The sequence below is a fragment of the Pedobacter ginsengiterrae genome (genome assembly GCF_039537385.1).
In the GTDB taxonomy this organism is placed as follows: domain Bacteria; phylum Bacteroidota; class Bacteroidia; order Sphingobacteriales; family Sphingobacteriaceae; genus Pedobacter; species Pedobacter ginsengiterrae.
Genome location: NZ_BAABAK010000019.1, coordinates 232,136 through 247,613, shown reverse-complemented (window position 1 = coordinate 247,613; position 15,478 = coordinate 232,136). Strand labels below are relative to the sequence as shown.

General features: G+C 37.7%; 10 protein-coding genes. 1 reads left to right on the top strand and 9 read right to left on the bottom strand.

Features of this window, described 5'->3' with window-relative positions; genetic code table 11:
• The first annotated feature begins 697 nt into the window (after window positions 1-697).
• Window positions 698-907: a DUF6965 family protein gene (locus ABD692_RS18595; RefSeq protein WP_316761721.1), complete on the top strand. Its 210-nt coding sequence runs from the start codon at window positions 698-700 to the stop codon at window positions 905-907.
• Window positions 908-931: 24 nt separating this feature from the next.
• Here the strand turns inward: ABD692_RS18595 and ABD692_RS18590 are convergent, their stop codons facing one another.
• The 9 genes from ABD692_RS18590 to ABD692_RS18550 all read right to left on the bottom strand — a co-directional run bounded on the left by ABD692_RS18590 (window position 932) and on the right by ABD692_RS18550 (window position 14,881).
• Window positions 932-1,918: a hypothetical protein gene (locus tag ABD692_RS18590; RefSeq protein ID WP_344769389.1), complete on the bottom strand. Its 987-nt coding sequence runs from the start codon at window positions 1,916-1,918 to the stop codon at window positions 932-934.
• Between the two features lie 10 nt (window positions 1,919-1,928).
• Complete coding sequence (locus ABD692_RS18585; RefSeq protein ID WP_344769387.1) at window positions 1,929-2,225, bottom strand: hypothetical protein; 297 nt, start codon at window positions 2,223-2,225, stop codon at window positions 1,929-1,931.
• Between the two features lie 448 nt (window positions 2,226-2,673).
• Entirely contained in the window at window positions 2,674-3,648 is a 975-nt protein-coding gene (locus ABD692_RS18580) for a pectinesterase family protein (protein ID WP_344769385.1), read from the bottom strand.
• A gap of 28 nt (window positions 3,649-3,676) precedes the next feature.
• Entirely contained in the window at window positions 3,677-5,293 is a 1,617-nt protein-coding gene (locus ABD692_RS18575; protein WP_344769383.1) for a glycoside hydrolase family 43 protein, read from the bottom strand.
• A 340-nt stretch (window positions 5,294-5,633) separates the two neighbouring features.
• On the bottom strand, window positions 5,634-6,671 hold the full coding sequence (locus ABD692_RS18570; protein ID WP_344769381.1) for an LLM class flavin-dependent oxidoreductase: 1,038 nt from the start codon (window positions 6,669-6,671) through the stop codon (window positions 5,634-5,636).
• Window positions 6,668-7,651 (bottom strand): ATP-grasp domain-containing protein, encoded by a 984-nt coding sequence (locus tag ABD692_RS18565; RefSeq protein ID WP_316761702.1) that lies wholly within the window; start codon window positions 7,649-7,651, stop codon window positions 6,668-6,670. Before ABD692_RS18565 ends, ABD692_RS18570 begins: the two co-directional genes overlap by 4 nt.
• A 117-nt stretch (window positions 7,652-7,768) precedes the next feature.
• The gene (locus tag ABD692_RS18560; protein ID WP_344769378.1) at window positions 7,769-10,438 is read right to left on the bottom strand and encodes a M14 family zinc carboxypeptidase; all 2,670 of its coding nucleotides are present in this window, start codon (window positions 10,436-10,438) and stop codon (window positions 7,769-7,771) included.
• 16 nt (window positions 10,439-10,454) lie between these two features.
• On the bottom strand, window positions 10,455-11,792 hold the full coding sequence (locus tag ABD692_RS18555; RefSeq protein WP_344769376.1) for a RagB/SusD family nutrient uptake outer membrane protein: 1,338 nt from the start codon (window positions 11,790-11,792) through the stop codon (window positions 10,455-10,457).
• Window positions 11,793-11,809: 17 nt separating this feature from the next.
• Window positions 11,810-14,881 carry a SusC/RagA family TonB-linked outer membrane protein gene (locus tag ABD692_RS18550; RefSeq protein WP_344769374.1) on the bottom strand — a complete coding sequence of 1,024 codons (3,072 nt, stop codon included), beginning with the start codon at window positions 14,879-14,881 and terminating at the stop codon, window positions 11,810-11,812.
• Window positions 14,882-15,478 lie beyond the last annotated feature (597 nt).

Sequence of the window (15,478 nt, the reverse complement as noted above, 5' to 3'; positions counted from 1 at the left end):
TTACAATTTTCATCTTTTATTGAGTTTTATGTGCTCAAAATTGTAAACCTAATTCCGGACAAGACATTTACTCGAATTATATATAGTAGGTAGTATATATATGAATGCCAGATGTTAAAATTATAATTTCTACAGATGTTAAAAGGATTTGCTCAGCAGCAGTAATCGGGTAAATAACATCGATTAAAGGGGATTTCGAAGTTAATCAGTTAAGGGTTTTAAAGTTGATGAGAGGGACAGCTGTATTCGGGCAAAGTTTCTTAGTTGACCAGAGATTTTTTTGGCTAGGGTTAACAGGGTGATAACAGGGTGTAAACTCGGTCAGGACTCGGTTACAACAGGGTGCGTAACCCTGTATAAAGCCTGTGTTTACCCTGTCTAAATCCTGATGGCAAATGGGGAATTATCCGCGAAGGTTTTAAATGGCCATAAAGGGTAGTAGCAGGATTGGGGCCAAGAGATTTTTTGGCTACTTATTAGAAAATAAATCCTCGGAGATTTAAACGCTTGAGTTTATTAAATAAATGTTCTGTATATAGTATAAGAAATGCATACGATTTATGCTTAATTAGCATTTGCTAAGAAGTCATTTAGTTTCCACAATTTTAACTTCTTCAAAGCTAGCATAAAGTGTTTTCAGGAAAATTAATTATTTATTCAGCTCTCATAACAGGCTCCATTTCCTTACCTTTGGTTTATGTCTATTTCTGAACTTGAACAATATTTTAAAACTGCCGAAAAGCCGAAAGAACCAATTATGCTTAACCCTGCAACGATTGTAAATGATTATCAGCATTTTTTGGAAAGTCATTTTATTCCACTTCGAACTGAACCAGATTCAAGGGTAAACCAACCACTGTTATGGCGTTTAAAAGCTATGAAATTATTGATTGAATCGAATAGCTAGGTTTCCACTTAACAGAAAAAACTATTATAAATCGCCCTTCATGGCAAAAGGCGGAAAACCAGACCAGGTAACACCAAAAAACAAATTACTGCCTGAATCTACATAGCGATAATTATAGTTATCATGGCCAAATGTGTAATTCACAAAAAAGCCGAGCGCCTGCATACTTTTAAAAGGATAGACACTTGCAATAGTTTCGCTTCTAAAAGGCTCAACTGAGGGGTGCGCTCCTCCAATAAGTTCCATCTTTTCTGCAACAGAATAGCGAAAGTTTGTAAGTTGTTTTGTAAACTCATAACCCAACTGCCACCTATAACGTCCGTATAACTCAATATCGTTAGCACTATAGCCTCCAAATTTACCGATGCCCAGAAATCGATTGTGATAAAAAACGAGTCCTCCAGTTATAGAATGTACCCGAACAGGAATATTATCGGAATAATGGTTATTACGATAATTGAATAATAGTTCGGTTAAATTGGTTGAAAAGTTTCCACTCTTACGATTTAAGATCGCTGATAGATTGGTTTCAGGAGTTATATCATTGTATAACGCTTCGCTTTCTTTTGTTCCATCAACAAGCGTTTCTGAAAATGCACTCCCCGATTGTCCGTTCGAATAATGTCCGCTTTCTAAAGAAAATGATAAGAAATTATCATTTTTTAATCTGAACATATGTTGGGTACCTAAAAACACTCGATAGGACGGCATCACAACAGGTAGCGAAGCACGATCATACATTCGAATCTGCGGACGAAAAGCCACATACCAGGCCGACACATGATTCTGTGTTTTTTCATTCAAAAGTCCCTTTTGAATGTTGTTGTAAAAGCTGTAGCGAACATTTGGGTTTGCTTCGAAAATTAGTTTTTCTGATGGTATGATACTTGTTCGATAACCAATATTCGGGTCATCCCCAATGGGATAAAACTGAAAATAATTATTAAAATTCTTTTGAGCGATACTAAATAACGGAATTAACATGAGCAAAGCCGACACCATATTTCTCATAACCAAATAATTACGTATGTGATTCTAACAAAATACGTCGAACATTTTCGAATTCCGTTGCATTAACTTGACCAGTATATACCCTCGAACCATCAGAGATGTGATTGTGGAACCATAAATAATGAATACCCTTTGCATCAAGGCCGTTGAGGATAGCCCTTGTATTTTCTTTAGAGGAAGTTTCTATAAAAAATGTTTGACCTAGCAGTTGATTTTTTACATCATTGTTTTGCAAAACCACTTTAATCTGCTCAAGTATATCATCAGTAGAGGATAATACTGTTAAAATGTTTCCATAGTAGGCCATAAATGCAGAATGTAAATTAAGTTTACTGTTATTAAAACTATAGGAAAGTAATGCCAATAACAATACCCGAAATCACGTATTTTATTTAGATAACCTAAAAATCATTTTTGGGTAATAAATAAAATCACTTAAATTAATCCTTTTTCTACGATCGGAGTCGAAAAACGTAACCTGGCATTTGGATTTGTTTTTTTAAACCGGCTGTCGAAAACAATATGAAAAACTCAGAGGAGAACCATTCCAATAAATTATTAATTATTTTTATTGTAATACTGGGTGCAAGCCTCATTGCTGCTATTCTCTACCAACATCATCACAACTAAAAATTTCTTAAGAAATACAAATCCATTCTACATAGTTTCAAAGATTTTATTTACTAAAAACTTGTTTAGGATAAAATTGAAATAATCAAAAAATTAAGGCTAGCAGCTAATTTGAGTGATACTTTTTAAATTAAAGGATTCCAACCACTAAAAATATTTTTGAGTGTATATTGACGAAATTCGCTGTTTTTTAGCAGTTTAGACCATTTGACACGCTTAGAGACATCAGCGCCTGGTCCAGTATTCTGATATTCTGCATAATATGCTGTTTTATCTTTATTTGCGAACATAGGATCGCCAGCCCAGGCATCCCAACCCGAAGGAATAATATGTTTTCCAAGTACCGTGCGGATAAATACTGTTTTGGCGTAAGGTCGCCATGGACGACCTAGATAAACCTTGTCTACGTGCTCCGCAGCAATTAAATTACAATCGAAAAAAACATAGCCATATTTTTGTGCAGAGGTAGTTGAAGCTGCAGTTATAAAAGAATTGGATAAACTTTTTATTGTGCAACTTTGAAAAACAACTGTTGCTTCGCCAAAAATAAAATCGGTTGTACCTTCTATATAACACGATTCAAAATAATTCCTTCCATCCTTCGATGTATATAATGTGTCTTGATTTCCTTTTATTACGCAGTTTTTAGCTTTAAATCTATCGGCCTCGATACTCAGTGCAACAGCCTGCCCAATTCTGCCCGCTGTATTTTCGATGGTTAAATTTTCAAGACTGCAATCATTTCCTTGAATTAAAACCGTGTACGAAGTATAGGTATTATATTTATTGTTTCCTGTAAAATCTTTTGTCGGAAATTCTTTACCCGAATAATCATTATGACTAATGATGGTTCGATCTTTATTTTCGCCAATTATGGAAATGTTCTTTTTCCAGGCAGGTATAACTAATTTTTCATTATAAATACCCTCTTTAACCAGAATCGTTACTTTTAGTTGTGAGTGATCTCGGACAGAAATTACCGCTTCCTGTATCGTTTTAAAATCTCCGCTCCCATCTTGTGCAACGGTAATTTGTTTTACCTGAGCTTTTGTTTGGAAGGCAATTAATAAAAAAAGTATTATAAATTTTATCGGTTTCATAATGTTTTATCTGGCTAAGAATTTTGAATTATTTTATTGATGTAAGTCGAAACCAATCAAAATCTGCATAACCTGAATCATTGGTTTTATCTTTCCTGCTTGCAAAAAGCCCCACTTTAGCACCAATCCAATGGCCTGGTTCAGCTTGAAATAATTCTCCGGCATTGGTAAACTGATTACCATCTTCACTATAGCTAAATTGGCACCTACCATTTTTTTTAACCGTTACCCTAAAATAAACATCTTTTGAAATTAGTCTTCCTATCTTCTTTTCAATTTCTACTTTTCCCTTATTGGCTCCCTTTGCAACGCCATAAATAATATCAGTACCATTTTTAGTGCTTATCAAACTTATGTTTGCATAATCTAAACCCATTACCATTAAACCAACACGTTCATTTTCGAGTTTTGGATTTGGCGAAAAGCGGAGTTTGGTGGTTACCACAAATTCTTCCGTTGGAAACTTCTGCAACAAAATATTTGGAACTTCGTAATAGTTTTTAGCGCTATCTGGAATTTGATCGGTGTATAATCTCAATGCGCCTTTTTCAACATTCATAAAAGACCAGGTTGCTTTTGGGTTTGCCTGCCACTGCCATTGACGGCCAGGGGATGGATCATTAAATTCATCACTTTCTGCAGGTGTAGAAATTGGCCAGATCTTTCCGACATTAGGTTTTTTAAAAGACAATGTTGGTTGCCCTTTACCGTCGCCATCTTTGTCTTCGCCAATAACAGGCCAATCGTTTATCCATTTCATAGGCTGTAGATGCACTACCCGCCCATAAACACCTTTATCCTGAAAGTGAAAAAACCAGTCCTCGCCAGTTTGGGTAACTACCCAGGCACCTTGATGAGGCCCGTTAATTGATGTATTGCCCTGGTCCATTGCAACCTTTCGTTCATAGGGGCCATTGATATTTTTTGATCTTAAGATCAACTGCCACCCAGTAGAAACGCCTCCAGCAGGTGCGAAAATATAATAGAAACCGTTTCGTTTGTAAAGTTTCGGACCTTCTATTGTTGGGTCTAACTCATGTCCATCGTAAACTATTTTTCCTGTGTTGGTGGTTTTTGTTCCCTGGTTATTAAGTTCCTTAACCGCAATAACACTTTTAATTCCCGAACGGCTTCCTGCATAAGCATAGGCTAGATAAACTTTACCATTTTCATCCCAAAGAGGGCACGGATCGATTAACCCTTTCCCTGCTTCAATCAAAATTGGTACCGACCACTCTCCAGCGGGATCCTTTGCCTTGGTTAAATAAATTCCGAAATCAGGATCCGGGTAATAAATATAAAACTCACCATTATGGTATCGAATTGAGGGCGCCCAAACACCATTTCCATGTTGTGTTTTCGAAAAATGCTCATAAGGCGGTTGACGCAATAAAGCGTGGTTAATTATAGTCCAGTTTATTAAATCTTTGGAGTGTAATATGGGTAATCCCGGAACAGCATCAAAGCTTGAGGAAACCATGTAGTAATCATCGTTAACACGGATAACATCTGGATCAGAATAATCTGCATCTATTACAGGATTTCGGTAAGTGCCATTTCCCTGATCTGATATCCAGGTTTGTGAAATAGACTTACTATTAAAATTCTCTTTTGTTAATTTTTTTTTTTGCCCGAACAGTGTCAAGCATCCAAACGTTAAAAGAAAAACAATAGATATGTTGTAAAAAATCCTCATAAATTCAAAAAAGTATCATTAAGTGCAATTATTAAAATTGAGCGCCTCATTTTAACAGGTCGACAATCAGTTCCTAAAATTAAACAGAACTAGCTAAAATAAAGCTATTATTTATTAGTAAATATCTTTTATTTTGAAGTTAGTAATCAGACAAGGCTTTTAAAGATATTGGACTATAAAAAAGCAATCCTTTCTAGGGGATTGCTTCAATAACTTATACTGCATACCGTTTTTTTAATTACACGTATAGGATAATTAAAATAATGAATCTTATTCCAATTTAATGCTACTAGATTGATGATACAGTTTCATTTTGGATTATTGTATCTGCAAAACGTTCCATCTCTTCAAGCTGTGGACTACATTGAAGAAGAAAAAAGTTTACACCGATCTTCTCGAATTCACCAATCCTATCTTGCACTTGTGCTGGCGTTCCAGTCAGTCCACTTCTTAAACCGCGGTTAGATACAGAGTAATCCGTTAGTGATACTTGTTGCTCCAGTTGGGTACCTGCTATCCATTGCTGATAATTTTTATAGCCCGAACTGCCTTCTTGTACATTGGTAATTCTATCCACTTCCTTTTTTACTTCTTGTTCGGTGTTGCGAATAATGCTATACGCTGCAACGCCGAACTGCATTGGTGGTAAGCCTTTTTTGTCTCTTCGGTCTGATAAATCTGCAATACGCCTGGCAATTAATTCTGGTGAATCGCCATGCATTACATAGCCATCACAGGTCGAAGAGATCAGATCTTTGGCCGCTTCAGATTCGCCTCCAGCATAAATGGGCGGCCGAGGAGAAGAGAGGGGTTTTGGCTGCAAAATGTTATCTTTCACTTTGTAAAATTTACCATCGAAGCTAAAATTGTCTTTCTTCCAAACATTGTCCAATACTTCCAGCCATTCGGCAGAACGGGCATATCGATCGTCGTGTTGCTCAAAGTTTACTCCAAATTTTTCGGCTTCGTCTTTCCACCAGGAAGATACCAGATTCAGTGAAAGTCGACCGCCACTAATATGATCAATATTAGCAGCCTGTTTGGCTAAAAGGGCGGGATTGTGAAAAGTAGGCCTAACGGCAACCATAAGTTCTTGTTTGCTGGTTACCGCAGCCAACGCCGCAGCAGTTGACCATGCATCGAGTGATGGCGCACCTTCTCCCTTAATATCATTTAAATTCAACTCTGCGATTAATGCCAGATCGAAACCTATTTCTTCGCTTCTAACGGCCAGCCTTTTTACATAATCCCAGGAAGCTTCCATATTTTCATTTTCCACGTTCCGTAGCCATCCTCCGAAAACGGGTAACCAATATCCGTATCTCATATTTGTGAGTAAGTTGTTTGTGTACTTTTAACAATTTCCAGCTGCGTTTCTAAAAAATCAACCAATCTTTCGTGCGGATTAAACCCGATTACATTTACGGCGTCGGCCACAAAATTCGAAAGTGCGTTAACATCATAATAAAGAACTTCGCCATCACGATCATCGATGATGTATTCAATTCCGCCTACATCGATACCACTTTCTTGCACAATTCTTTCTATATTTTCAATAATTTCTTTTGATGGCGTAAAAGCTTCTACCTTAAGTCCGTTTTTAGGTGCATCGATAGCACAGGCATTTCGAATCAGATCATGTCCTGTTGTAGTTTGGCAAATATCTGCAGGACAAAGATTAAAACTTTCGCCATCGGTATAAACCCTGATTCCGTATAAATATTTACCTCCCAGGGTTTCTACTCTGGTAATATATCCTCCTCTTGCTGGAATAAATTCCTGCACCAAAGCCGTATGGTCAATTCCAAAATCTATGCCCTTTTCGTCGATAGCCACTTGTACATCTTCGAGAGAATCGAATTTTTCTATACCAGCCCCACTACCACCAATATTTGCTTTAATTACGATTGGAAAACGAAGACCAGCTATTGCTTTTTCTATTTGTGAGGTATGGTTTATAACCCTTGATTTCGGATAACGAATACCGAGTTTCTGCAAAAGCAACAGCTGTAAGGCTTTTGAAGTTTCATAGGTAAATGCTTTATAACCGTTAATTACCCTTACCCCATGTTCTTCTAAAAATTTTAGATAATTTAATGTGTAAAAAGTTCCCTGTACACCATCTCTAAGGTATGCTGAAGGGCTCATGCGGTTAAAAAACAAATCAAATTCAGGCTTACCATCTTCTATAGCGAAAAAATGTTTTGTCGGATTTGTGGTTTGGAATGGGATGCCACGTTTTTCAAGTTCAGCAAACAAAGGCTTAAACCAATCGGGTTGTTCGTAAGAAATAGATATTGAGCTCATCTTATTTTTTTTAAGCTGTTAAGTATTAATTGATTTGGATAAAAAATCCAGTAAAAGAATGCAGTCCTACTTTGCTATGATTTTAGGGCAGAGAAAGCTGCCCTAAAATCATAGCAGTTATCTTCCGCCAATCAGGTTTCCAAAAAAAACAGCGTTCAGAAATAATCTGGCCGTTCCTAGCCAATAGCCGCGATAAGTCGGATCATCAGCAAAAAGAATAACTTCTCCATTTCCAATTCCTGTTGCAATTATTGCTGCAGAATTAGCAACCTTTGCCGTATTTATTTTTGAAGAATACCCATTAATCAACGGTTTTGCTGTATACTGCGCTACTGTTGCATACTTATTTGCACTGGGAAGCAATAGCGTAGATCCGTTTTTATTTATGAATAATTTGCGTGAATTAACCCCGAATGCAATTGGATGAGAAATATCTAAATCGGAAACAAATATGGCACCATTAATTCTTTTCGAACCTTCTACATCTTCTTGTCGGGTATAATCCAATCTTTCAGAAGTTGGTTTTGGCAATTTAACCCCTGCGTTATTTCCAGTTGCTTTAGGCTGATCTTTTTTGCTATCATCGCCAGGCTTCTCTGCCGAGAAATTAACTGGCGGTAAATCGCCTCTTCTAGATGAAGTTTCTGTTTGAGAAAGTTTCTCTTTTACAATTTCCTGCTGAACGGCCCATTGTGTGGCGGTCTGAAAAGTAATTAAAGTTCCTCCATCATTTACCCAGCTTTTAATTTTATCTACAGTCGCTTTATCCCAGGCACTATAATTTCCTCCAGGAAGCACAAGAACATTATAACGGTTAAGTGAAGTTCTGGCAAAGCTTTGTAAATCCAATTTGGTTACCGGAAGATCCAGTTGTTGATTTAATAAAAACCATACCTGACCTGCTTCAGAAGAAGTAACGCCCTGGCCGAAGGCGAGTGCCACTTCAGGTTTACGTACCGCTTTAACATTACTACTCCCAAGATCTATACCTTCAGCACTAAATCCACTTGAAACGGGGGTAATTTCGATATTGGCCGATTTGGCAACATTATTTAAGGAAGCCAAAAGTGAATCGGCAGAAACAGTTTGGCCAACAACAGGAATAACCAGTGCGCCTGGTAAATAGGTTTTTTTACCACTTGAGGTATTGGCAACAAAAGATTTAAATGCTGTTTTTACCAGGATGTTTTTTAATTGTAACTGGTAAAGTGCTTTGGTATAATTATAATCACTGGAATTAATCAGGTAAGCATAGGCGCCTTTTTCGATATTTAATGACTTGCTTGCTATAGGAAGATTTTTAACTATAGCACCCTTCGAAAATGCGCCATTTAGCTTAGCATACTTTAAGCCATAAGCGTGAATGATGCTCCAGCCCGTATTGTCATAAAAAATACTATCCTTTAATGCGTTTTCCTCGAAAATAGAGTGAACGATTAAAAAGTTAGCCTGTGCTGATGGAACAATGTATGAGTTATTTTTCTCAAAAGTTTTACCATCCTGACTAAGGTTATCAGCAAGTTCGTAAACTTCTACATGGTGCTGCAGCAAGAGCCCAAGAAATTTTTGAGTCAGGTTTTGATCATTCTTATCGCCAAATACAAATCCTTTAGCTGGATTTTTTTGACCTTGTTCAAGCGCATATTTAAAAAAATCTTTCTGAACTTTAAATAAACCTGCCTTTTCGGCTACAGCGCCTTTAATTGTTGAAAAACTGGTTGCCAGATGATTGCGAATCGTGAAGGCAAACGTTAAGGGGCCATTTGTAGATTCCTGAACAATACCTAAAGAACGGGCCTGTTCAAATGTTGCGGCAACTGAACCAAAAAACTTAGGATAAGTTGATCCGTATATTGGAGATAGGTTATCATAATTCTCTTTTGTGAAATAAAATGAACCGATGTCATCAAGTGCTTTTGCATGATATTTCGCCAAAGTAACCTGATAATCGTAAAGAAATTGTGGAATAATTGGGCTTTCGTGACTTTTTGGGGTTGGCTCAAAATAGTAAGTTGCATTGGTACCTTGCTCGTGGAAATCAATCTGCACATTTGGATACCATTTATGAAAAAAAGTTAGTCGGTTACGACTTTCAACCTGTACTAGATTTAGCCAATCACGGTTTAAATCGGTAAAGTAGTGGTTAGTCCGTCCACCTGGCCAGCCTTCCTGATGCTCCTTGTCGGCAGGATCGCCAACTGGCGGAAAAGAATGATAGGCGTTTAACCAATTAGCCGCCCGGTCACGGCCATCTGGATTTAATGATGGATCTATAAAAATCACAGATTCTGATAACCACTTCTGTGTTTCGGCGTCATTACTGGCCGCAAGAAAATATCCAGTTAACAAACTGGTTTCTGTACTTGATGTTTCATTTCCATGTACACCGTATCCTAAATTAATAATTATTGGCGCACTGTTTCCAAGCACTGGTTTTGCTGGGTCAATTTGTGAAAGGTGCTCCTGCCTAATTTGTTCGAGCTTTTGATGATTTGTCGCCGAGGTGATGGTAACAATAACTTGCTCCCGCTGCTCGTAAGTCTTACCAATGCTTTCTACGTGTACCCTATCCGATACCTTTTCAAGTTGTCGAAAATAGGCCACAACCTGATCGTGACGGGTTAAGTAACTCCCAATGGGATAACCTAAAAAAGCTTCTGGCGTTGGTATTTTCGTATCTAGCTGAGTGGCTTTTGGAAAGAAATAGCTGTTTTGAGCGGCAGATTGCTGAAGAAAGCCAACACTTAATGCAACGGCAATCTTTAATGTTGTTGAGAAAATTTTCATTTTGTTAAGATTTAGTTTAATAGCCTGGGTTTTGGGTAACATCTGGGTCAGACTGCACATCTGAATAAGGAATCGGGAAGAGCCAGAAATTTTTATTTGCTATGCCCAACACTGCTCCCGCTCTTTCCGTCCTCACTAAATCAAACCAGCGGTGTGCTTCAAAAGCAAATTCAATAGCATTTTCATCTTCAATTGCCTGTATCAATGCCACTTGGGTACTTGCGGTTGTGGCCGAAACATCAGCACGGGCTCTAACTGCATTTAAATCTAATGCGGCATCCGAAAGTTTATTTTGTTGCGCCCTTGCTTCTGCCCTTATTAAATAAAGTTCTGCAATCCTAATCAGGTATGATGGATCTGTGCTGGTTGCCGTAGTATTATAAAGCACACCGTAAACAGTACTTCCGCTACCCGCAATAAGCGTATTTCTTGTACCTCCAATGGCTGGATTATTTAACTTGGCTATCAATCCATCTGATGGTTTTAATGTAAATTGTCCGCCAGAAGAACTTGGATACCAAAGATTCCAGTAACTGTTTCTGTCATTCACCGAATAAGCAAGTTCCAATACCGATTCCGCAGTTTGGAAAGGTGCAGTAAAAAAAGATTTATAAGGTTTAACCAAAGAATACTTTGTATTGTTAATTACCTGAGTTGCGTATGTCTCTGCATCTGCCCATTGCTTTCTGTAAAGATGCAGCCTTGCTCTAAGTGCACGGGCAGCACTTTTCTGAGCCCTATTTCTGGTTGTTGCATCTTCAGGTAACAACTGTTCTGCCTGTATTAAATCTGCAAGAACCTGATCGTAAGTTTGTTCGAGTGTGCTGCGTTTAATACCTTTCAATACGCTTAAATCTGTGGTGGATTTAAGTTGCAACTGTACCCCTCCCCAACCTCTTGCTAAGTCGAAATAAGAAAGTGCTCTGATAAAATAAGCCTCTCCTAAAATTTTATTCTTTTCCGCAACAGTTAAAAGTGGATCGTTAACGTTTGGTACATAAGCTATAACACTATTTGCAGAATTGATTGTACGATAAATGCTTTGATACGCAGATACGGTAATTACATTATCTGTCGGAATGGCATTCTGATCAAGCTGAAGATATTCGCTTAAGGTTCCGTTAAAGATTACATTATCTGTGGTAATGGTGCCTAATGTAGGATAACTTGAAGCATAATAACCTTGCAGACGATCGTAAGTACCAATAATAGCAGCTCTGGCTGTACTGGCATCAGTTATAGAGTTTTCAGTAGGAAGCGCATTATTGGGTGCTTCTTCCAGGTATTTTTTGCAGGATGCCGACAGCAACACTACGGCAAGAAAAATTGCATTTTTAATATATGATGATTTCATTTTCTTAAACATTAGGATTAAAAGGTAACGCTGGCGCCAATCTGGAAAGTTCTCGGTTGAGGTACGGTTGCCCAATCGTAACCCACTGTATTTTGATTATTGGATTGCGAGCTCACTTCTGGATCCAATCCGCCATAATTTGTAAAAGTTAACAGGTTTGTTCCTTGTGCGTAAATTCTAAATTTACTTACGCCAATTTTGCTTAATACATCCTTAGGCAAGGTATAACCGAGGGTTAAAGTTTTAAGTCTGATAAACGAGCCATCTTCCAGATAGCGTGATGATAAACTGGCAACATTTCCACCATAATTATTTGCGGCACCACCATTTTGAGTTGGATTTGCACTGTAAGTAGTTAATCTTGGAATATCCGTTACATCACCTGGTTTTTGCCATCTTTCCAGCTGACGCGGAAGAAATCCAATATTGGCTTGTGTACCACCATGAACCATAAAGAAATCGTTCATGTTCATAATTTTGTTTCCTTGTTGAAAGTAAAAGAAGAAGCTTAAATCAAATCCTTTAAAGGTGAAATTATTGGTCAATCCACCGGTGTAATTTGGAAGCGCATTGCCAACAATCTGGCGATCTGCAGAGGTAATCAAACCATCCCCGTTCACATCTTCATATACTGCATTTCCCGTTTGCTCATCTACCTTAAGCTGTTTGTACAACTGAAAAGAGTTGGTAGAATAACCTTGTCTTAAAATAGAAATATTCCTTCCTGAAGCACCTAGACTAATATCTGATGCGAGTTTTTCTATTTTATTATTGTTAAAGGAGATGTTGAAATTGGTTGTCCACTGGAAAGCATCTGTTTCTATATTTGTTGAGTTGATTCCCAGTTCAAAACCTTTATTTCTAACTGCACCAAAATTTTGCAAATAGGAAGCGAAACCAGAGCGATATGGTACTGGAACGTTCAGTAATAAATCGTAGGTATATTTATTATAGTAATCTGCAATAATGCTTAACCTGTTTTTAAAAATACCGATTTCGGCCCCAATATTAAATTGTCGGGTGGTTTCCCATGTTAAATCTGGATTAGCTAATTGCGTTGGAGCGATGCCAGGCTGTTCGAGGTAGTTAGCTCCCGACGACCATAAACCCTGGGCTGCATATGCGCCAATACCATTTTGGTTACCAGATAATCCTAAACTGGCTCTAATTTTCAGTTCATCAAAAAAGTTAAGCTTTTTGATAAATTCTTCCTGACTTAACCGCCATGCTACACCTCCAGAAGGAAAATAACCCCATCGATTATTGGTTCCAAATTTTGACGATGCATCCGCACGAATACTTCCATCAATCGTATATTTTCCATCAAAAGTATAACTCACTTTACTGAAAAAGGACACCAGCTTAGATTCTGCCCTTGAAGCTGAGCCTGATCGTGTCGCCGCTACAGATACTGAACGTAAACTGTTCGCTGCAAAACCAGTTCCGCTGGCACTGGTGCTTTCATTCAATACCGTATTAAGGGTATTACCAATCAGCGCATTTAGGTTATGTTTTTTGTTAGCACCAAAAAATTTTACAAAGCTCAAAACTTGTTCGTTGGTAAGTACCAGATTTTTATTTTCTATGGATGATGCTGAACCATTTGAAGCAATACCTGCACTGATTAATGTGTTCGAGTAGCTGTTATCATATTCACTACTATTATCAATACTCCAGCTACTACGCAATTTAAGGCCTGGAAGAAAAGTATATTCTCCGAAAATATTGCCAATGGTTCTCCAACCTACAGCTTTACTGTCGAGATTTTCAATTAGTGCCAGGTGATTATCAAAACTTCCGTAACGGGCATAAGTGCCATCTGCATTATATATTGGTAAGTACGACCTTGGAAAAAGCGCTGAGTTAATTACTCCCGTTGGATTATTATCACTGCCACTTAGGTTTCGTTGCGACCTGGTAAAATTAATACTGGTTCCTACTTTTAGTTTGTCGGTTAAGTACGTATCATAATTTAGCCTTGCAGAATAACGCTTATAATCAGAAGGTTTTACGATAGATTCCTGGCCTAAGTAACCCAAACCAATGTAGTAAGTACTTCTATCGGTACCGCCTTGTGTAGAAACTTCATAACTTGAAGTTCTGGCTGTACGGAATAATCCATCTATTCTATCATAAGTTGGCTGACTGGCAGGGTTTGGAAAGGGTAATACAACCGTTGTTGGATTTAAGCCATTATCGATTGCTGTGTTAATGCGTGATTCATTAGTAAGCAAAGCGACTTCTGGTCCAGAGGCTACTTCAAATTTATTAATTGCTGTAGACCAGCCTTGAAAAGTATTCAAGTTTATGTTTGCTTTTGTATTACGCTTTCCACGCTTAGTGGTTACAATGATCACACCATTTGCTCCTAAAGAGCCGTAAATGGCTGTTGCATTGGCATCCTTTAATATCTGAATATCTTCAATATCAGAAGGATTTAGGTCGGCTATCGGATTTGATGCCTGCTGATTACCAAGACCAGCAGATATCGGGTCGGCGTTACTTACAAAAACCCCATCGATGATGTAAAGTGGATCTACTGATGCGTTAATGGAATTATTTCCCCTAACGCGGAAAGTAATTCCACCGCCTGGAACTCCAGAATTTGAAGTTACCTGAACACCAGTCGTTTTTCCCTGAAGCAGTTGATTAAAACCACCTGATGGTTGATTCTGAACAACTGAACCGCTTACACTGCTAATCGAACCTGCTATGTATTTTCTTTCCTGCGTACTGTAGCCTGTTACCACAACATCATTCAATTGGTTTTGACTCTCCTGCAAGCGTACCGTAACTGGGCTACCATCTACGCGTTGTTCCTTTTGCTCAAACCCAATAAAACTTACGATGAGTGTGTATGGAAATTTCTGCCCTGTAATAAAACTAAAGCGACCATCTGTATCTGTTGATACGCTATGGGTGGTACCTTTGATTTTAACAACCGCACCTGGTATGGGCTGACTGTTTGCGGCATCGAGTACTGTTCCGTTTAACCTGGACTGGATTGTAGGCGTTACCTGTGCGTTGGCCAATGCAGACCAGAAAACGCAAAAAAACAGGTAAAAGCCCTTTCTGTAAAGATTTTTCATTTTTGTATTTTTAAAAAGTTTAGATATAGTTTTCCCATTAACCACAAATGGCCTACATGGAAAAAGAAAATGAAATTTGATTTAGCAGATTATAATCTGCCTGGAGAAGTTTAGTTAAAGTCCATGCTATAACACATGCACATCATTAGAGCAATGCATTTGTGGCCGCCAATGAAAAGAGAATTTGAAAAATTAAAATGTTGTAAATTCAGGAGTAAGTTTTTGTTCATGATTAATTATATTAAATCTATAGATTTAGTAGACAAATAAAAGAAATTATGGTTACTTAATCAAATTTTATTCTGCAATAAAATCCATTAACCCACGTTAGTCAGAATATAATTCTGCAATACACAAAATTTAACCTTAAATACGACTGTGGAATAGAGCGAAAGCCTGCAGTTATTTCTAAAAAAGATAAAAAAAAATTTTGAATTGCTTTTAACCGTTAATTCAACGATAAAAACATCAACCATTCAAAATCTTATCGGGTATGTCTGGCCCGATTTGCTCTTTTATCACTCCCCTCTATTGATTTTGAGATTGTTGAAGTATTTAAATTATATATTTTTCAGCCGATTTCCGTAGCAGAGTAAT